This is a genomic window from Acinetobacter calcoaceticus ANC 3811 (genome assembly GCF_000399665.1).
Lineage (GTDB): Bacteria > Pseudomonadota > Gammaproteobacteria > Pseudomonadales > Moraxellaceae > Acinetobacter > Acinetobacter calcoaceticus_B.
The window spans coordinates 14576-33915 of record NZ_KB976986.1 but is presented as its reverse complement, the minus strand read 5'-3'; the positions used below and the strand labels follow the sequence as shown (position 1 = coordinate 33915).

Annotated in this window: 16 protein-coding genes, 3 tRNA genes and 1 pseudogene; 9 read left to right on the top strand and 11 right to left on the bottom strand. The window is 38.7% G+C overall.

Going from position 1 to position 19340, the window contains the following annotated elements:
* Positions 1 to 99 precede the first annotated feature (99 nt).
* Positions 100 to 858 (bottom strand): metallophosphoesterase family protein, encoded by a 759-nt coding sequence (locus F935_RS01455; RefSeq protein WP_016137274.1) that lies wholly within the window; start codon positions 856 to 858, stop codon positions 100 to 102.
* Positions 839 to 1777 carry a diacylglycerol/lipid kinase family protein gene (locus tag F935_RS01450; RefSeq protein ID WP_016137273.1) on the bottom strand — a complete coding sequence of 313 codons (939 nt, stop codon included), beginning with the start codon at positions 1775 to 1777 and terminating at the stop codon, positions 839 to 841. The genes F935_RS01455 and F935_RS01450 overlap by 20 nt, the downstream gene beginning before the upstream one ends.
* Before the next feature lie 389 nt (positions 1778 to 2166).
* On the opposite strand from F935_RS01450, the gene F935_RS01445 reads away from it, so the two are divergent.
* Positions 2167 to 3999 (top strand): phosphoenolpyruvate carboxykinase (GTP), encoded by a 1833-nt coding sequence (locus F935_RS01445; protein ID WP_016137272.1) that lies wholly within the window; start codon positions 2167 to 2169, stop codon positions 3997 to 3999.
* Positions 4000 to 4040: 41 nt separating this feature from the next.
* On the opposite strand, the gene glpD is transcribed toward F935_RS01445, so the two are convergent.
* Positions 4041 to 5558 (bottom strand): glycerol-3-phosphate dehydrogenase, encoded by a 1518-nt coding sequence (gene glpD / locus F935_RS01440; RefSeq protein WP_016137271.1) that lies wholly within the window; start codon positions 5556 to 5558, stop codon positions 4041 to 4043.
* A 149-nt stretch (positions 5559 to 5707) separates the two neighbouring features.
* Positions 5708 to 7216 carry a glycerol kinase GlpK gene (gene glpK, locus F935_RS01435; RefSeq protein WP_016137270.1) on the bottom strand — a complete coding sequence of 503 codons (1509 nt, stop codon included), beginning with the start codon at positions 7214 to 7216 and terminating at the stop codon, positions 5708 to 5710.
* A 376-nt stretch (positions 7217 to 7592) separates the two neighbouring features.
* On the opposite strand from glpK, the pseudogene F935_RS01430 reads away from it, so the two are divergent.
* Both F935_RS01430 and F935_RS01425 read left to right on the top strand, forming a co-directional pair.
* Positions 7593 to 8923: pseudogene (locus tag F935_RS01430) on the top strand (MFS transporter).
* Positions 8924 to 9040: 117 nt separating this feature from the next.
* The gene (locus tag F935_RS01425) at positions 9041 to 9463 is read left to right on the top strand and encodes a hypothetical protein (protein WP_003650088.1); all 423 of its coding nucleotides are present in this window, start codon (positions 9041 to 9043) and stop codon (positions 9461 to 9463) included.
* A 22-nt stretch (positions 9464 to 9485) separates the two neighbouring features.
* Here F935_RS01425 and F935_RS01420 read toward each other — a convergent pair whose 3' ends face one another.
* On the bottom strand, positions 9486 to 10154 hold the full coding sequence (locus F935_RS01420) for a class I SAM-dependent methyltransferase (protein WP_016137267.1): 669 nt from the start codon (positions 10152 to 10154) through the stop codon (positions 9486 to 9488).
* Positions 10155 to 10379: 225 nt separating this feature from the next.
* Positions 10380 to 11228 carry a bifunctional methylenetetrahydrofolate dehydrogenase/methenyltetrahydrofolate cyclohydrolase FolD gene (gene folD, locus F935_RS01415; protein ID WP_016137266.1) on the bottom strand — a complete coding sequence of 283 codons (849 nt, stop codon included), beginning with the start codon at positions 11226 to 11228 and terminating at the stop codon, positions 10380 to 10382.
* A gap of 152 nt (positions 11229 to 11380) precedes the next feature.
* Here folD and F935_RS01410 point away from each other — a divergent pair.
* Together F935_RS01410 and F935_RS01405 are read left to right on the top strand one after the other, a co-directional pair.
* Positions 11381 to 11454 (top strand) — tRNA-Cys (locus F935_RS01410).
* An 11-nt stretch (positions 11455 to 11465) separates the two neighbouring features.
* A tRNA-Leu gene (locus F935_RS01405) sits at positions 11466 to 11551 on the top strand.
* Positions 11552 to 11654: 103 nt separating this feature from the next.
* On the opposite strand, the gene F935_RS01400 is transcribed toward F935_RS01405, so the two are convergent.
* Positions 11655 to 13418: an alkaline phosphatase D family protein gene (locus F935_RS01400; RefSeq protein WP_016137265.1), complete on the bottom strand. Its 1764-nt coding sequence runs from the start codon at positions 13416 to 13418 to the stop codon at positions 11655 to 11657.
* Positions 13419 to 13613: 195 nt separating this feature from the next.
* On the opposite strand from F935_RS01400, the gene F935_RS01395 reads away from it, so the two are divergent.
* Positions 13614 to 13699, top strand: a tRNA-Leu gene (locus F935_RS01395).
* A gap of 77 nt (positions 13700 to 13776) precedes the next feature.
* Complete coding sequence (locus F935_RS18685; protein WP_212749573.1) at positions 13777 to 14118, top strand: hypothetical protein; 342 nt, start codon at positions 13777 to 13779, stop codon at positions 14116 to 14118.
* Here F935_RS18685 and F935_RS01385 read toward each other — a convergent pair whose 3' ends face one another.
* The 4 genes from F935_RS01385 to rlmE form a co-directional block, all read right to left on the bottom strand.
* Positions 14119 to 14433 carry a DUF5713 family protein gene (locus F935_RS01385; protein ID WP_005038721.1) on the bottom strand — a complete coding sequence of 105 codons (315 nt, stop codon included), beginning with the start codon at positions 14431 to 14433 and terminating at the stop codon, positions 14119 to 14121.
* Between the two features lie 132 nt (positions 14434 to 14565).
* Entirely contained in the window at positions 14566 to 15417 is an 852-nt protein-coding gene (gene folP, locus F935_RS01380; RefSeq protein WP_016137263.1) for a dihydropteroate synthase, read from the bottom strand.
* A gap of 136 nt (positions 15418 to 15553) precedes the next feature.
* Entirely contained in the window at positions 15554 to 17449 is a 1896-nt protein-coding gene (gene ftsH, locus F935_RS01375) for an ATP-dependent zinc metalloprotease FtsH (protein ID WP_035366433.1), read from the bottom strand.
* 133 nt (positions 17450 to 17582) lie between these two features.
* Entirely contained in the window at positions 17583 to 18233 is a 651-nt protein-coding gene (gene rlmE, locus F935_RS01370) for a 23S rRNA (uridine(2552)-2'-O)-methyltransferase RlmE (protein ID WP_016137261.1), read from the bottom strand.
* Between the two features lie 199 nt (positions 18234 to 18432).
* Here rlmE and yhbY point away from each other — a divergent pair, with 199 nt between their 5' ends.
* On the top strand, positions 18433 to 18756 hold the full coding sequence (gene yhbY, locus F935_RS01365) for a ribosome assembly RNA-binding protein YhbY (protein WP_003650075.1): 324 nt from the start codon (positions 18433 to 18435) through the stop codon (positions 18754 to 18756).
* 16 nt (positions 18757 to 18772) lie between these two features.
* Positions 18773 to 19306: a DOMON-like domain-containing protein gene (locus F935_RS01360; protein ID WP_016137260.1), complete on the top strand. Its 534-nt coding sequence runs from the start codon at positions 18773 to 18775 to the stop codon at positions 19304 to 19306.
* The last annotated feature ends 34 nt before the right edge of the window (positions 19307 to 19340 follow it).

The window sequence follows — 19340 nt, the reverse complement described above, 5'->3', positions numbered from 1 at the left end:
TCCTATTCCCTATATATAGAATTTAAAGCTTAGGCATTGTAATGGATAAAATTTTATCAATCTACTCTTAAGTTAAATGTCTTATATAATTTTTATAAGTTAAATTAATTGAAAAATCTTTAAATCGTAATTAAACCAATAATGATTAATTTTCCCTTCATTAGAAATGACATTAAAACTATTTGGAACATGATAATGCAAACGGCTAGATGTCGCTGTGCCTGCATGAATATCATAAATAGGATGATCTATTGCTAATTGATAAATCTGCGTTAAATCATATACAGCCGTTTTATGTAAATGCCCATGTAACATACCAAATAGCCCTGTCCTACTCCATTTCTCAAGAGCCATTTTTCCCAATACAGGACAATCTTTAATACCATGCTCATCATCAGGCGGAGTATAAAAAGGCTGATGAAAAACCACTAATTTGATTTTATTCGCTGGCCCTTGCTGTAATCGCTCATATGTCGTTTGAATTTGCTCAATCGAAATATGTCCACGAGTATGATAACGGCGGCGTATACTATTTACGCCAACGATATAAAAATGCTCAGTTTCTAATGTAGGCTCAAGTTGACCAAAGAAATATTGATAGCGAGTAAATGGAGAAAAAAAACGATTCCAGACATGATACAAAGGAATATCGTGATTCCCCGGTACAATAAGATAGGGAATATTAAGACTATCTAAAAATTGACGACAATTATAAAACTGTTTATATCGGGCTCGCTGAGTGATATCTCCACTCACTACAATAACTTCAGGTTTATGTTGGCTACAAAAAAGCCGAATCGCATCTAAACAGGCCTCGATTTCTGTTCCAAAATGCAAATCAGACAGATGTAATAACATTTGGCACCATAATATTTAGAGCATTCTTTTCTACAGTGAAATTTAATGGTGTTTTCATTTCTAATATTTCACCATCTAAAGCTACAGTAAGTTTTGATTTTTTGGCACATTCAACGATGACATGATCAGCACAGAAACTATAGACATCTTTTGTCTCTTCAACCTTTCCCTGAATCCATTGCCAAAGCATATGTAATAAACTAAGCCTATCACTTTTTGTAATGACCACTCCAGCAACTCTCCCCTGTGCAGCACAATCAGCAATTCTTAATTTCATATCACATAGTTGCAGTTGATTATTACCAAAGAAAATTAGTGGGGTTTTAACTGGATATTTTTTTCCATCAACCGTGACGGAGAGCTTCATTGATTTATTTTCTCTTAATAAAACATCCAAAGCCGAGGTATAGGCATGTAAAGGCAAACGTCCTAAGTATTTATTGTAGAGCTCACGTTTTTTTATAAATAAAGGATAAAGGCCTAGGCTCGCATTATTCAAATAAATATGATCGTTAATAGTCGCAATATGTACAGAACGCGGTGTACCTGTAGCAATGACTTCAGCCGCCTCTAACAAATCTAAAGGAATATCTAAAACTTTAGCGACGTAGTTAAAAGTCCCCAAAGGTAAAATTCCCATAGGAATATTGGTATGTCGAAGTTTTGAAGCGACTGCATTTAACGTTCCATCCCCACCAGCTGCCACAACAACACCTAAATTTGCACTTTGACTATGCCGATGGATGACTTTGTTCATCAACTCATCAAAGGTGACATCCTCTGATAATTCAAAAACTTGTATTTCAAAACCAAAATCGGTGAGTACAGTCATTAATTGTTCATACATATCTTCATGCTTCGAAGCATGAAAACCCGATTTCTGGTTATAGATGATAGAGAGAGGTTTTAAAGTCCGCATTTTTATTATCTTAAAGAGGATTTACCTTGTATTTTGTATAGAAAATCGCCTAATAAAAGTCTCTTTATGTAAATTTCGAATGATGATCATTTGTTTAATCAATAATAATTCTCAAGAAAAATTTAAACATCAAGTTATTGATTTTAAAAAAAATAAATAATATAAATAACACACATACAACATAAAAATGTAAGGAATAAAATACACCAAAAAACAATAAATATATGATTTGAATCAAAAAAAATTAAAAACCAAAATATCTATTTCTTATTCTTTAGTCTTATTTTTTTTATGATTTTGTGCTTTAATACAGCCACTTTTTTATTTGATCTTTCATTGTACCTCAATGAATGACTTGTACGTTGTACATATTTTGAATAGGCCTCACCATGACCACAGTGAACGCACCAGAATTCGTTCGTCATCCTAAGCTTATCGCATGGGTTGAAGAAATTGCAAACTTAACCAAACCAGCAAAAATCGAATGGTGTGACGGAAGCGAAGAAGAGTATCAACGTCTAATCGACTTGATGATCGCTAACGGCACCATGCAGAAATTAAACCAAGAAAAACATCCTGGTTCTTATCTTGCAAATTCTGATCCATCTGATGTTGCGCGTGTTGAAGATCGTACTTACATTTGCTCTCAAAAGAAAGAAGATGCTGGTGCGACAAACAACTGGGAAGAACCAGCTGTTATGCGTGAAAAGTTAAATGGTTTGTTCGAGGGATCAATGGAAGGTCGTACAATGTACGTTGTACCTTTCTCTATGGGTCCACTTGGAAGCCATATTGCTCATATCGGTATTGAATTAACTGACTCTCCTTACGTTGCTGTTAGCATGCGCAAAATGGCACGTATGGGTAAAGCAGTTTATGACGTGTTAGGTACAGACGGCGAATTTATTCCTTGTATTCATACCGTAGGTGCTCCACTTGCTGAAGGGCAAAAAGACGTTGCATGGCCTTGTAACCCTGAAAAATACATCGTTCATTACCCAGAAACTCGTGAAATCTGGTCTTACGGTTCTGGTTATGGCGGTAACGCATTACTTGGTAAAAAATGTTTAGCACTTCGTATCGCTTCTGTTATGGGACGCGAACAAGGTTGGTTAGCTGAACATATGCTTATTCTTGGTGTGACTAACCCACAAGGTGAAAAACACTATATCGCTGCAGCATTCCCGTCTGCATGTGGTAAAACAAACTTTGCAATGTTAATTCCACCAGCAGGCTATGAAGGCTGGAAAATTGAGACTGTAGGTGACGATATTGCTTGGATCAAACCAGGTGAAGATGGTCGTCTATACGCAATCAATCCAGAAGCTGGCTTCTTTGGTGTTGCACCTGGTACAAATACCAAAACTAACCCTAACTGTATGGCAACTCTTCACAAAGATGTTATCTATACAAACGTTGCGGTAACTAACGACGGTCAAGTATGGTGGGAAGGTCTTTCTAAAGAAATTCCAACTGACTTAACTAACTGGAAAGGTCAACCTCATGTAAATGGTGAAAAAGCTGCTCATCCAAATGCGCGCTTCACTGTTGCTGCTGGTCAATGCCCTTCTATCGATGCTGACTGGGAAAATCCAGCAGGTGTTCCAATTTCTGCATTTATCTTCGGTGGTCGCCGTGCAGATACGGTTCCTTTAGTTTCTGAAGCTTTTGATTGGGTTGATGGCGTTTACAAAGCTGCAACTATGGGTTCTGAAACTACTGCTGCTGCTGTTGGTCAACAAGGTATCGTTCGTCGTGACCCATTTGCAATGCTTCCATTTGCTGGCTACAACATGGCTGACTACTTCGATCACTGGTTAAGCCTTGGTGAAGAAGTAAGTACAAAAGCTGAAGCTGCTGGTAATAAATTACCAAAAATCTTCAATGTAAACTGGTTCCGCCGTGATGCTGAAGGTAACTTCGTATGGCCTGGTTTCGGTCAAAACATGCGTGTTCTTGAGTGGATCATTGACCGTTGTGAAAGTCGTGCAAATGCTGTTGAAACACCAATTGGTCTAGTTCCAACTTACGATGACTTGAACTGGGAAGGTACTGATTTCTCTAAAGAAGAATTTGACCTTATCACAGCTCAAAATAAAGATCAGTGGGTTACTGAAATTGAAAGCCACACTGAGTTATTCAACAAACTTGGTGAACGCTTACCAAAAGCATTAAAAGAACGTCAAACAGCTTTACTCGAAGCTGTAAAAACTGGCTTCTAATTGCTAAATATAAAAAAGGTCGCCATGTGCGGCCTTTTTTATTATGCAGCATCATCTTTTTGTCGGCGTCCAGCCAAATAGCTTTCCAAATTTTTTACTTGTTTTTCATCAAATGCCAAACCTAACTTAGTTCTACGCCACAATATATCTTCTGCCGTACTTGCCCATTCATTCTCACATAAATACTGAACTTCAGATTCAAATAAACCATGACCAAAATCTTGTCCTAACGGCTCAAGAGCTTTTCGTTCATGCAAAATATTCCAAATTCTAGAGCCATAGGCATTTGCCCAGCGCGTAGCAAGTTGCTCGGTTACTCCTTCCACTTGGTTTTGAATCTTTAGAACTAAATCTTCAAGTGTGGTCCAATTCTCAGCTCCAGGTAATACTTCATTTGCAGTCCACTCCTCCCCCATATCTGGAAAAAACGGACTAAGTTCCTCTAGGGCAGATTCCGCTAATTTCCGATAGGTTGTAATTTTTCCACCAAATACGGACAGTAAGGGAGTTGTTTTGTCTTCCACTTGCAGTGCCACAGTATAGTCACGTGTAACTGCCGAAGGATTATCTGACTCATCATCACATAACGCTCGGACTCCAGAAAACTGACTAACGATATCGGCTCGACTAAGCTGCTTTTTAAAATGTGAATTTGTCACTGTTAAAAGGTAATCAATTTCTACTTCTGTAATCTCTACCTTTTGTGGATCATCTAAATATTCCTGATCTGTCGTACCTATTAATGTGTATTGTTCTAAATAAGGAATCGCGAACACAATACGTCGGTCTTCATTTTGCATGATAAAAGCTTTATGGCAATCATAGAGTTTAGGCACAACAATATGACTTCCTTGAATCAGGCGAATTTGATATGGCGATTTTAATTGTAGGTTTTCACTAATAATTTCTTCAACCCAAGGGCCTGCTGCATTCACTAAGGCTTTTGCACGTATTTGATAAAACTCAGCCCCGCTTTGTAGTTCCAAATGCCATAGTTCTTGTTGTCTATAAGCCTTAACACATCTTGTCCGTGTTACAACTTGGGCACCATTCTCTTTGGCTTGTAGTGCATTTAACACAACAAGACGTGCATCATCTACAGTACAGTCAGAATATTCAAAGCCACGCGTTATAGCAGGTTTTAGGGGGCTATCTTCTTTGAAATAAATAAGATTTGATCCTAATAATTTTTCTCGCTTTCCTAAATGATCATAAAAAAACAAACCAGCACGAATTAACCACGCAGGACGCAAATGTGGTCGATGAGGCATGATAAACCGCATTGGTTTAATAATATGGGGGGCTTTAGCCAACAAGACTTCACGCTCTGCTAAAGCTTCTCTAACCAACCGAAATTCTTTATGTTCTAAATAGCGTAAACCACCATGAATTAATTTACTGCTTGCAGATGAGGTATGACTAGCCAAATCGTCTTTTTCACATAAAAATACCGATAATCCTCGGCCTGCTGCATCATTAGCAATACCCACGCCATTAATACCACCACCAACCACGGCAATATCATATATTTTTGAATAATCATTAGTTTGTACTGTCATTTCTCATTTTCTTTTTATTGTTGATCTTATAAAAATTAAAACATCAAATTGATAAAACAACAATCAAAAAAGCAGAATAATCAATTTTAAATACCTATTGGATTAACTCTACATTGATTACTCTGCAATTTAATTAATTTAAGAAAAAATCAATCCTCAGCCCAATTTTGACTACGCTGAACTGCCTTCAACCACCCCTTATACATGACTTCAGTTTCTTCAAGGCTAGTACGTGGTTCGAAAACTTTTTCTATTGCAGACTTATTTCTTAATTCATTCAAATCTTGCCAGAAATCTGTTGCCAAACCAGCAAGGAAAGCAGCGCCTAGGGCTGTTGTTTCTTTCATAGTTGGTCTTTCAACTGGAGTGGCTAAAATATCAGCCTGAAATTGCATTAAGAAATTATTAGCAGTTACCCCACCATCCACTCGAAGTGTGCGAAGCTCTTCTTCTGCGTCTTGCTGCATCGCATCAAGCACGTCTCTTGTCTGGTAAGCAATTGACTCTAAAGTTGCACGAATAATATGTTCTATGCTCGCTCCACGAGTGAGTCCAAAAATCGCCCCGCGCGCTGTCGGGTCCCAATAGGGAGCACCTAAACCTGTAAAGGCAGGTACAACATATACCCCATTGCTGTCTTTTACACGTGTCGCATAAAGCTCAGAGTCTTTAGCATTCTTAATTACTTTTAGCTCATCACGCAGCCACTGTACGCAAGAGCCGCCATTAAACACGGCGCCCTCTAAGGCATAGTTCACTTCACCATTTGCACCACACGCAATTGTTGTTAGTAAACCATGCTCTGAACGAACAATCTTTTTACCTGTGTTCATGAGTAGAAAACAGCCTGTGCCATAGGTATTTTTTGCTTGTCCGGGTTCTACACACATTTGCCCGAAAAGTGCAGCTTGTTGATCCCCAGCTATACCTGCAATCGGAATCCCCACTTCTTGTCCACTAATGGTATGGGTATAACCATACACCTCAGATGAACTACGAACTTCGGGTAGCATTGCTTTGGGAATATCTAAAGCTTGTAAAAGTTTTTCATCCCATGCGAGCTTTTCAATATCAAAAAGCATTGTTCGCGAAGCATTGGTAAAATCGGTGACATGGGCTGCGCCATTAGTTAACTTCCAGATTAACCACGTGTCGACCGTACCAAACAACAGCTCCCCTCGTTCGGCACGTTCACGGCTTCCTTCTACATGGTCCAAAATCCATTTTATTTTGGTGGCAGAAAAATAAGGATCAATGACTAAGCCTGTTGTTTTACGAATATATTCTTGCCACCCTGCCTTTTGTAATTGATTGCATATTTCTGTGGTTTGACGGCTTTGCCAAACAATTGCATTGTAAATAGGCTTTCCTGTTTTCTTATCCCATACAATTGTGGTTTCCCGCTGATTTGTAATCCCAATTGCTGCAACTTGTTCGCTCTTGATACCAGCTTGAGCTAGAGCTTCTACCCAAACAGCACTTTGCGTCGCCCAAATTTCCATAGGATCATGCTCAACCCAACCTGGCTGCGGATAAATCTGAGTAAATTCTTTTTGAGCAATACTTACAACGTTAGCATCATGATCTAAAACAATTGCTCTTGAGCTTGTTGTTCCCTGATCAAAAGCAACAATATATTTTTTTGGGCAATTTGACATCTGAATGTCCCTTTCATTATCCACACACATCTAGTTCACAATGCCAAAACATCATGTCTAACTGTATTTATTCAAAAATTTTCTTTGGAATATATCATTATTTTAAAGATATACAGGACTTCATCACCTAAACATTGCTCATTCTTTATCAATTTCTGACTACTTGGAAAAAATAATATACGAAATTTTAGAGTTAGATTATGAAAATATGCTGATTAACTAATTTGAAATCACATAAAGATTTAACTTATTCCTTTGCTCAAAATAACAAACATTGTTTTACAGACATAAAAAAAATAAAGTGAAATACTCCTCTAGATAATATGTAAAAACAGAATAATTTCTCTCTTTTTTTAGCATTAAACCCAAGCGAAACATGGAGCGACCCATGGTTGATCAACCTTCTACAGCAACAACTCCACACTCTAATTTAGATACAAAAACTCGCCTAAAATCAATTTTAGGTGGTTCTGCGGGCAACCTTGTCGAATGGTACGACTGGTACGTATATGCCGCATTTACACTCTATTTTGCTCATGCATTTTTCCCAAAAGGAAGTCAAACAGCTCAACTTCTTCAAGCTGCTGCAATTTTTGCTGTAGGTTTTTTAATGCGCCCGATCGGTGCATGGATTATGGGAATCTATTCAGACCGCAAAGGACGTAAAGCAGGTCTCACACTTTCCGTTACTTTAATGTGTGTAGGCTCACTTCTTATTGCTGTGACGCCAAGTTATGAAAGTATTGGTGATTTGCCCCTCTCTTATTAGTCGTCGCTCGTTTAATTCAAGGCTTAAGCGTAGGCGGTGAATATGGTGCCAGTGCCACTTATTTAAGTGAAATGGCTGAAAAAAATCGGCGTGGTTTTTTCTCAAGCTTCCAATATGTAACTTTAATTGCAGGTCAGCTGACAGCCCTATGTGTTCTTTTAATCTTACAAGTGGTATTAACCGAACAACAGTTGCATGATTGGGGATGGCGCATTCCATTCTTTATTGGCGCTTTACTTGCAATTGTTGTGTTCCGTATTCGTCGTGGTTTATTAGAAACACAATCTTTTAAAAATGCTCAAGCTGAAAAAGACCAACCAGAATCAGGCATGTTTGCTTTATTCAAGCACTACCCTAAAGAAGCTTTTACAGTATTATTTTTAACAGCTGGCGGAACTTTAGCTTTTTATACCTACACCACGTACCTACAAAAATATTTAGTGAATACTTCCGGATTTACAAAACCCGAAGCCACTCAAATTACCACTTTAGCGCTATTTATTTTCATGTGCTTACAACCTGTAGCCGGTGCTTTGTCAGACCGAATCGGGCGTAAACCACTTATGATTGCCTTTGGTGTAACTGGGGTTTTATTTACTTATATTTTATTTAATGCCCTTGCAACCACACAGAATTATTGGACTGCTTTTTGGTTGTGCTTGGCAGGCCTAGTCATGGTAACTGGCTACACTTCAATTAATGCCGTGGTTAAAGCAGAACTCTTTCCTGCGCATATTCGGGCTTTAGGGGTAGCTTTACCCTACGCGATTGCCAATACATTGTTTGGCGGTACGGCCGAGTTCTTTGCTTTAAGTTTTAAAGAAGCTGGACATGAATCTTGGTACTTTATTTATGTAAGTATTATGATCTTCATTTCACTTATTATTTATATTTTTATGAAAGATACTAAGCATCATTCAAAAATTAAAGAACATTAATATTTTACCAATAAGAGTTAATATCGCCAGCTGATGTTAGCTTAAATCGTGCGATTAAGCCCCAACAATCGTTGTGTTTTATGAGATACTAGAGATAAGAATATAAGGATGATACTGATGAATAGAAGTATTTTATGTTTGGCATTAAGCAGTATGTTTATTTTAACTGCTTGTCAGACCACCCCTCGACAATATAATGGCTCAACTGGCTATCAAATTGAAAACCAAACAAAAACTTCGGCAACTTTAGCTTATACATTGGCTAGCCGTACTAATCAGCAGTTAGACGAACGTAAATTGCAACGCGCTTGTCAAAATGTATTAGGTGCTCAAAAAGTTTATAAATTATCAGTTCTAAGCATTAATGAGATTTCAAACCCAGCTCAACAAGAACATTATGGCGTTCAATTGGGCGAAACTCGTGCCTCATTTGGTTTATCGAATACGCCTAGCTTAAACAATGGCGAAGACTATGCGACTCGCCAAGCACTTGAAGCACGTCCAAGTACGTTAAAAGTAGTTCGTTATACTTGCTCATAATTTAAATTAAGACGCTGTTCTTTTACAGCGTCTTATAAAAACTTACATTTCTAAATTCTTTAGCTTCATCAAGATCTGGCCATGTTGATGCACTTCTTTCATCAATTTTTTGATATTTTGGATGACTAAAGTTTTTAACGCGGCTATCTGCGACCCAAACTTCGGGCGCAAATTTCAAAAATTCATCTAAAAAGAAACGGTTGCACTGGTCATACAACACATCAGCAGCCAATAAAACATCAACTTGCTCTGCTTTATATAAATCATCTAGATATTCCAGCTCAACATCATTTAACACAGCATTTTCACGGCAGGCCGCAAGACTAACTCGATCAATATCACAACAAATTACTCTTTTAGCACCCGCCATTTTAGCTGCAATGGCAACAACACCCGAACCTGCACCAAAATCGAGAACAACTTTATCTTTAACATGATGTGGTTCTGCAAGTAGCCACTGCGCCATTGCTAAACCAGATGCCCAGCAAAAAATCCAATATGGCGTGTCATTCCAGATGCGGCGAATAACCTCATCATCTAAGCGATCAGTTGGGAAAAGGGGTGGAATCAACCATAAAGAAATAGGTGTTTCTGGTAACTGTTGTACCATCAACTCACAATGAGGAATGACTTCATGCAAGGCTTGAAGTAAATGTTCAGGGGCTTTGGTAAGTTGAAAGGTGCAGCTCATAAATAAGCTCAACAATTTATAATTACTATTTGATCATCTGCATCGCGAGCAAGACTAAAACAGTAGCTTAAAGCATGATAGTGGCTAGTTACTTCAATTCCACTGCTTTAATTACAGCAACCGTTTTGGTCTTGCGTAGCTTCGCTACTCATCCCGAAAGAAAAGTAACATACGAGCTCCTAACATTTGCGTTAAACGGTAGGACGCCGTCGTGAATAAATTAAATTAACCTAAAGCTTTTTCAGCTGCTTCTACAGTTTGACGAATCAAAGTTGTAATTGTCATTGGACCAACACCACCCGGTACTGGTGTGTAAGCAGAAGCAATTTCTTCAATACCTTGTAGCTGAATATCGCCTACACCACCGCCATCGCGTGGATGAAAACCAGCATCGACCACCACTGCACCTTGTTTAATCCAATCTTTTTGGATGAGTTCGGCTTTACCTACAGCACCAACAATAATATCAGCCTGTTTAACGAGTTCAGCTAAATTTTGAGTACGTGAATGGCAAATCGTTACTGTTGCATTGGCTTGCAACAACATCATTGCCATTGGTTTACCTAAAATTGCAGAACGGCCAACAACAACTGCATGTTTGCCCGCAATTTCGATATTGTTTTCTTTTAAAATGGTCATAATGCCAGCAGGTGTTGCTGAACCATATGCAGCTTCACCCATTGCCATACGGCCAAAACCAAGACAAGTTACGCCATCGACATCTTTAGCTAACGATATCGCATCAAAACATGCACGCTCATCAATCTGTGCAGGTACTGGATGTTGTAAAAGAATACCGTGAACATCTGGATTGGCATTAAGCTTTTCGATTTCTGCTAATAATTGTTCTGTTGTAGTTTCTTCTGATAATTCAATTTTTAAAGAGTCCATACCTACTCGACGGCAAGCATTTCCTTTCATGCGTACATAAGTTGCAGATGCGCCATCATCCCCAACTAAAATAGTCGCCAAAATTGGGGTACGACCTGTTTTAGCTTTTAAAGCCTCAACACGTACCGACAAATTTTCTTCAATTTGCTTTGCTAATGCACGACCGTCTAAAACCAATGCCACAGCACATCTCCAAGGTAGACATGAATTTAATATGCCAATAATACATGATTATTTGGACAATTTTATTCTAGATGTTGCTTTTATGTTCATCTTCACTAAAAACAGTATTGTTTTTTTTCTAAAGGTTGCTAATATGTGCATCACCAAATGTAGGCGGGGTGGCAGAGTGGTCATGCAGCGGACTGCAACTCCGTGGACGCCGGTTCGATTCCGACCTCCGCCTCCAAATTTGGTAAAGCCCGGGTGGTGAAATAGGTAGACACAGGGGATTTAAAATCCCCCGCCCACAAAGCGTGCCGGTTCGAGTCCGGCCCCGGGCACCATTTTCTAGTATAGAAAATGGTGCAATAAAAAATCCAGCGTAAGCTGGTTTTTTTATGCCTATAAAAAAGGATGCCTATTAGCACCCTTCTCCACTCGATCTATTTAAGCAGTTTTTTGCTTATCTTTTTCAGGTGTTAAATTCTTATCCAACACCAATTGAAAGCTTCGACTTGAATCTACTTTATATTCTGCACTTTTAATTGAATCTACAAAAATCCAGTCTGACTGCACCTGCTTATCATCTAGAGTAACCACCAAATAACCTCGCTGATTTAAATTACAATAAGCCAATTCATCAATAAGCGTAGTAAAGGCAAATTCAAATTGTTGTAATTGAGCAATTGGAATACTCAAATACTTTTCAAGACCCGGTGAAGAAACTGAACTTGTCGCCAGTTCAACCCCAACATACTGACCTTTTTGGCTATGCAAATAAGATGCCCATGCATTATGAGTATCGCCAGCCAGAACAATAACTTTCTTATTTAAATTTACTAAGTTTTCATACACGTTTTCACGTTCCGCATAATAACCATCCCAAGCATCAAGGTTATATGGCACCACTGTTGTGACTCTCGCCTTTTCTTGAGCGGTTAAAGTTGGATCACCTTGCTCTAAACGTAATTTCAAAGTGACTAATTCTGCAACTTGAGCATTCATTTTAGCCAAGGTTTCATCAGAAGCTCCACCTGAAGTAATTTGTCCCAGAGAGACCAACAATTCAGCAGGAATCCACATCTTACTCATTAAGACTTGCTGACCAATCACATTCCATGTTGCTGTAGATTGCTTTAATTTATCAACCAACCAATCCCTTTGTGTATAACCCATTAAAGTACGCTTTACACTCATTAAGTCAGTCTGAAACTTTTGAGCATTCAAACCAGCAGCTGTCATGTAATCAGCATATTCAAGCTGTTTATCTCGCGCAATAATGCGTGTATCTAGCATTGTTAGCTGTACAAGTGAGCCAAAATTAAACTGTCGGTAAATATTTAGATGATCTGCACTAGAAACGGGTCGAATAGGCATCCATTCGAAATAAGCTTGTAGAGCAGCTAACTTACGATCAGAAAAAGACCCTTCATTATCTTGATGATTTTCTGCCCCATCTTGCCAAGCATCATTTGCTAACTCATGATCATCCCAAATCACAATAAAAGGATGACGCTGGTGAGCTGCCTGCAAGTCTTTATCCTGACGATATAGCGCATAACGTTTGCGATAATCTTCTAGTTTAATAATTTCTTTATTATTATCGGATGGTAAGGTTCGACCAAGTTTTGCGGCATCTTCCGTCGCATAGCCATCTGCCCCATATTCATAAATATAATCACCCAAATGAATAACTACATCGATATTTTGCTTTGCCATCTCACGGTAAATATAAAAGTAACCCGCAGGATAGTTAGAACAAGAACATACTGCAAAACTAACTTTATTAGTGCTTATTGGTAGTGTTTTAGTTTGACCAACAGCGGAAACTTTATTACCAAAACGGAAACGATAATAATAAACAGTATTTGCCTGTAGTCCTGATGCATCTACCTTTACGGTGAAATCGTCAGTCTTGGTCGTTTCAACCACTCCCGTCTTCAAATTCTGTTTAAACTGATTATCAGTAGCAATTTCCCAAGTTACTTTAAGACGCGCACTAAGGTCTAGTGGTGTTAATCTTGTCCATAAAATCACTTTATCTTGTAAAGGGTCGCCACTCGCAACTCCATGTAAAAAATCTGCTTGTGCCTCTGTATTTTCATCGTCTGAACCATCATTACAACCTGTAAAAGCTACAGGCAAAGACAGCGCCCCAAAACCGAATAGACTTTTTTGAATTAATTCTCGGCGTGAAATTTTCTCTGACATACAACTACCTAAGTTTTAAGCAATGAGTGCTTTAAACTTAGGTACAGAAGATGAACAACTGATATCAATTTGATGAAGAAATTATGACTTAAATAGATCTTATCTTTAAATAGATGTACGAACTGATTGAAAATAAAGCAAACTATCTGATTTTCTCTTGCCAATCTGCTTCTTGTCATCTATTATTGCGCACATGCCCGGGTGGTGAAATAGGTAGACACAGGGGATTTAAAATCCCCCGCCCACAAAGCGTGCCGGTTCGAGTCCGGCCCCGGGCACCATTTTCAAATATTGAATTTGGTGTTACAAAGAATCCAGCGTAAGCTGGTTTTTTTATGCCTAATTAAAAATGAATTTTATGATAAGAATATTATTACTTCTGTGTAGCATCCTTTCTATATCCAGGGTTTACGCTACAGATCTTTTTTCTGGCACTATTTCTTTTAAAGATGACAACTGGCACTTTTCTCGCTGCTCTATCACCAAAGATGATTATTTAATTAAAGCACCTAAACAGATAATAGATAAATTCAAAGCATTAGAACAAAAACGAGAAATTTATTGGATCAGTTTATTAGCAGATGCCGAACACCAAGAGAATGGTGTTTTAGTGTTAAAAACTAAAGAAATAGATGAAATTCATTTAAAGGCATCTTGTCATTTGTTAGATGCATTTGAAGGTATTGAGAATCGAGAGTAATCACCACTCTCGATTCATCACCAGCTCTTCCATCTCAAGATCTAAATATCCCGCACCTTGTGCCACCATCATCATTGCTTCAGCAATATAGTCAGCAGCACTATCATCTAGCGAAGAATCCAGATCTTCAAACTGTGGTTTCATTTCATTAATTTCAATAACAGTTTGATGAGCATAGCGATAGATATCCTGATCAGCTAAAGCAGACTTTTGAACTTTTTTGGCAAATTGTTCAATTAACTGCTTGAGTTCAGCGACTAAAATATCTGGATAATACTCATCATCAAACATTGGGAGAAGTAAGTCTTCGAACATACAAAAGTTTACACAGCAGCAGAAACCTGCCGCTTATAACATATTTTCAAAATAATAACGACAATTTTACCTGACTTAACCATCTAATCTATGAAATCAATTAATCACAATCAGATTATAAAAGCCTATTTTTCAAGCTTTTTCCATCGCTTTCCAAACAAGAATTGCATCAGTCATTGCTTTTACATCATGTGCACGAACAATGGATGCCCCTTGCTGAATACTGAGCAAATGACCCGTAACACTCCCCACCGCACGCTGTTCTGCTGCTACACCCTTTAAAGCTTCGCCAATAAAACGTTTACGAGAAAGACCAGATAAAATTGGATAACCCATTTCATGGAGCTTCCAAAATTCATTTAATAATTTTAAATTTTGCTGTGCATTTTTTGCAAAACCAAACCCCGGATCAATAATAATATTCTGTTTTTTTACACCTGCAGTTAAAGCCTCTTCCACGCGCTGCTGAAGCTCTTGTATTACATCTAACGTTACATCCGCATATTGGTCTAGCTGATTCATTGTTGTGGGCTCACCACGCATATGCATGATCACTACAGGGATATCTAACTCTACCGCAGTTTTTAAAGCGTTTGGTCGAGTAAGCGCACGCACGTCATTCCAAATATGCGCACCTGCTTCTTTCGCTGCACGGATAACATCAGGCTGACTTGTATCAATCGAAAGAACCACATTATGTTTAGCTAAAGCCTCAACCACAGGTACAACTCTTCCGATTTCTTCTTCTACACTTACTTCAGATGCCCCTGGACGCGTAGATTCCCCACCAATATCGATAACGGTAGCACCCTGCTCTATCATGATTAGCGCATGCGCAATAGCTTGATCCACTTGATTATGCTTTCCACCATCACTAAAAGAATCTGGTGTGACATTTAAAATGCCCATAACGTGAGGCTGTGATAAATCTAACTGAAGCTGTCCACATTGTAGAATTTGCTGAGGTAAAGGCATTAGCTGCATGACAAGCTCCAATTTAATATTCGACAACATTTTAACAAGTCTGTGCTCGATATACTGCTGATTTCTTTTTAGCTTTGTCTGAAATACATGCACAAAAAAAAGAGCCACATGACTGTGGCTCTTTTGCTTAACTAATTTAGTTCATTGCTGGTAATGGTGGTGGTGTAGATGGACCATCTTTTGGTGGTTCAAATGCAGCCACTGGATTTTCAGCAACATAGACTTTAGGTGGTTGGGGTTCACGACCTTCCATAATGTCACGAATTTGATCACGATCAACGGTTTCCCACTCCATCAAAGCTTTTACCATTGCATGTGCAATATCTTTATTACCTTCCAAGATATTACGCGCAACTTTATATTGCTCATCAAGAATACGGCGTACTTCTTCGTCAACTAACTGTTGAGTTGCTTCAGAAATCGTACGGCTACCTACATTTCCAAAGAAGCCATTTTGGTTTTCGTCTTCGTAAACCATTACACCCATTTTGTCAGACATACCGTACTTAGTAACCATTGCACGCGCCATTTTAGTAGCTCGCTCAAAGTCATTTGAAGCACCAGTAGATTGCTGTTGAATAAATACTTCCTCAGCAATACGACCACCAAACAAAATCGCAATTTCATTTAGCATCTTGTCTTTATAATGGCTAATCTGGTCTTGCTCAGGTAACTGCCAAGTTACGCCCAAAGCCCAACCACGTGGCATGATCGTTACTTTATGAACAGGATCTGTACCTGGCAAAATTTCTGCAACAATTGCATGACCAGCTTCATGATAAGCAGTTGCACGACGCTCTTCTTCACGTAGAACCATCGACTTACGCTCTGGACCCATGTAGATTTTGTCTTTCGCATCTTCAAAGTCATGCATGTCGACAGTATTCTTATTACGACGTGCAGCAAATAATGCAGCTTCGTTAACAAGGTTTGCCAATTGTGCGCCAGAGAAACCTGGTGTACCACGTGCTAACACTTTCATGTCAACACCTGTAACTGAAGGTAACTTTTTCAAATGTACATTCAGAATTTGTTCACGACCACGAATATCCGGTAAACCAACCATTACTTGACGGTCAAAACGACCTGGACGTAATAATGCTTTATCAAGCACATCAGAACGGTTAGTTGCAGCAATAACGATTACGCCTTCATTGCCTTCAAAACCATCCATTTCCACAAGCATCTGGTTTAAGGTTTGTTCACGCTCATCATGACCACCGCCTGTACCTGAACCACGGTGACGACCAACTGCATCAATCTCATCAATAAAGATGATACATGGCGCGTGACGCTTCGCTTGCTCAAACATATCACGGACACGGGACGCACCCACACCCACGAACATTTCTACAAAGTCAGAACCTGAAATGCTGAAGAAAGGAACTTTCGCTTCACCAGCAATTGCTTTAGCTAATAACGTTTTACCAGTACCCGGAGGACCAACCATAAGTACGCCACGAGGAATAGTAGCGCCCAAACGTTTGAATTTTGCAGGGTCTTTTAAGAAATCTACAATTTCAACAACTTCTTGTTTTGCTTCATCACAGCCGGCGACGTCAGAAAAATTGACTTTGATCTGGTCTTCAGAAAGCATTTTCGCCTTCGACTTACCAAAACTCATCGGTCCATTCTTTCCGCCTGCACCACCACCCATGTTACGCATAAAGAACATGAATAACAAAATGATTAACAGTACAGGGAAACTAGCAATGAGAAGTTGCATCAAAATGCCTTGACGTTGTGGAGCTGTTCCCTCAACAACAACATTTTGTTTATTTAAGCTTGGCATAAGCTCAGTGTCTTCAACTTGCGGACGAACAGTTTCAAACTGTGATCCGTTAGTTTTTTCACCATTAATATTTAAACCGTCAATTGTGACTTGCTTAATTTGGCCACTATTCACCGCTGCAACGAAATCTGAATATTTCATCGCAGTAGGCTTGTTGCGGTCACTGATATTACTGAAAATTAAAATCAGAACACCAAGTATTATTAGCCACAATACGGCATTCTTGAAGTAATCGCTCAAAGCTTTATTCCCATATCGATCTAATTTGATCATGCCCAAACTTGGCCGATCGTCATAAAAGCAGCAACTGTATTGCTTGCGGATAACCTAAAAGTACAAAATGCACAATTTTTAGGAGCTTGGCAAGTAAACTTTATCGCAATGCTTTCTTACGCCCTTGTCCAACCAAAAAAACTTCTTTAGATCGTGCACGAGAAGCTGCTGGTTTTACTGTTTTTAACACATCAAAACTATCAACTACTTGTTTACGAAACTCATCAAATCCTGTGCCTTGGAACACTTTAACCACAAGTTGTCCATTAGGACCAAGAACCTTTTGAGCAAAATCTAAAGCCAGTTCACATAAGTAAATCTGTCTAGGTTGATCAACAGCCCTATTACCAGATGTATTGGGGGCCATATCAGAAATTACAATGTCTACTTGTCGCCCATTTAAAATATTTAACAAATTTTCAAATACATCTTCTTCTCTAAAGTCTCCTTGTAAGAAAGTGACATCAGGCAAAGCATCCATAGGTAAAATATCGGAAGCAATGACTAAACCTTTGCTACCAACAAGTTTCCCAGCGATTTGAGACCAACTACCAGGAGCCGCGCCTAAATCTACTACAGTCATGCCTGGCTTAATCAACTTATATTTTTCTTGAATTTCAAGAAGTTTATAAGCTGCTCGAGCGCGATATCCTTCCTTTTGTGCTTTTTTTACAAAAGGATCGTCCAGATGTTCCCTCATCCATACACGACTACTTTTCGACAGTTTCTGGTTTGTAATGCGTGTTGCCATAACTCACTAAATATCAAAAAAACTTCTGATCGTTCATTGTACGTGAAAATTACTCTCATTACAGTACGGATGTAGCGTAAACTCACTAAGTTTTACAGTTTTTTTCCAATAATGTTGATCGATTATTTATACAGTTTTTCGTACATCTGGATTTAAGTTTTTTGCTATACTAAGCCGTTTTTAAAATCAGGTATTTTTAATGGCCGCTTTATCTATCCATGAACGTAAACGTTTACGTCAAATTGGTCATGTGCTTAATCCAGTTGTCATGATTGGTGGACAAGGCTTAACAGACGCGGTAATCGAAGAAACGCTTCGTGCTTTAAATGACCACGAACTTATTAAAGTTAAGATTGCTGGTGAAGACCGTGAAGCGCGTACCGCAACAATTGACGCAATTGTTGAAGCAACAGGTGCTCAAGCTGTGCAAAAAATTGGTAAAATTGTTTTGCTTTACAAAAAGGCAGCTAAACAAAACCAACATTTGTCTAATCTTGTTCGTCACGCTCACCTAGCAAACTAATTTAATTTGACAAACTATGGCAAGTTACGAACTTTCAGCTTTTGATCGTTTTTATGCTGTTTCTGTTGTTGGCGCAATTGAACAGCAAGCATCCTCCTTAAATATCGGTTTTTGGATTCGTGATCCAAATCAACTTATTATCTGGCCTCAAGAAGTCGTGGGTCATCCACGTCAAGATTTTTTGTGGGAAGAAACTTGTTTCGAGATTTTTGTTGGCGTGCATGATGAAGATTATTATCGGGAAATTAATCTTTCCCCTTCTCAAGCATGGCAGTCATATCAGTTTGAAGAATATCGCTATCCGGAAAGCATACCTCCCCTTGCTGCTTACGATATTGAACTGAACCACCTCAAGCGCACTCACTATGGCTTAAATGTTAGTCTCGATTTAGGGCAATTTATGCAACAGCATCGCTTGAAATGGTCAAACCTTTATTTAGGTTTAACTACAGTTTTAAAGACTAAAGATGGTATGCAGTACTATGCAATGCAGCATAGTGGAAAAAGTGCAGATTTCCATAATAAACGTGACTGGTTACATCAGTTCTAAAAATAAAAAAGCGAGAAATTAATTCTCGCTTTTT

Coding starts and splice junctions, on each gene's coding strand:
- glpK (WP_016137270.1), bottom strand. CDS start 7,216: ATGTCAAATTGCCCAAAAAAATATATTGTTGCTTTTGATCAGGGAACA.
- rlmE (WP_016137261.1), bottom strand. CDS start 18,233: ATGGCAACACGCATTACAAACCAGAAACTGTCGAAAAGTAGTCGTGTA.
- folP (WP_016137263.1), bottom strand. CDS start 15,417: ATGCAGCTAATGCCTTTACCTCAGCAAATTCTACAATGTGGACAGCTT.
- F935_RS18685 (WP_212749573.1), top strand. CDS start 13,777: ATGATAAGAATATTATTACTTCTGTGTAGCATCCTTTCTATATCCAGG.
- F935_RS01400 (WP_016137265.1), bottom strand. CDS start 13,418: ATGTCAGAGAAAATTTCACGCCGAGAATTAATTCAAAAAAGTCTATTC.
- F935_RS01360 (WP_016137260.1), top strand. CDS start 18,773: ATGGCAAGTTACGAACTTTCAGCTTTTGATCGTTTTTATGCTGTTTCT.
- F935_RS01450 (WP_016137273.1), bottom strand. CDS start 1,777: ATGCGGACTTTAAAACCTCTCTCTATCATCTATAACCAGAAATCGGGT.
- F935_RS01455 (WP_016137274.1), bottom strand. CDS start 858: ATGTTATTACATCTGTCTGATTTGCATTTTGGAACAGAAATCGAGGCC.
- F935_RS01420 (WP_016137267.1), bottom strand. CDS start 10,154: ATGAGCTGCACCTTTCAACTTACCAAAGCCCCTGAACATTTACTTCAA.
- F935_RS01425 (WP_003650088.1), top strand. CDS start 9,041: ATGAATAGAAGTATTTTATGTTTGGCATTAAGCAGTATGTTTATTTTA.
- F935_RS01445 (WP_016137272.1), top strand. CDS start 2,167: ATGACCACAGTGAACGCACCAGAATTCGTTCGTCATCCTAAGCTTATC.
- yhbY (WP_003650075.1), top strand. CDS start 18,433: ATGGCCGCTTTATCTATCCATGAACGTAAACGTTTACGTCAAATTGGT.
- F935_RS01385 (WP_005038721.1), bottom strand. CDS start 14,433: ATGTTCGAAGACTTACTTCTCCCAATGTTTGATGATGAGTATTATCCA.
- glpD (WP_016137271.1), bottom strand. CDS start 5,558: ATGACAGTACAAACTAATGATTATTCAAAAATATATGATATTGCCGTG.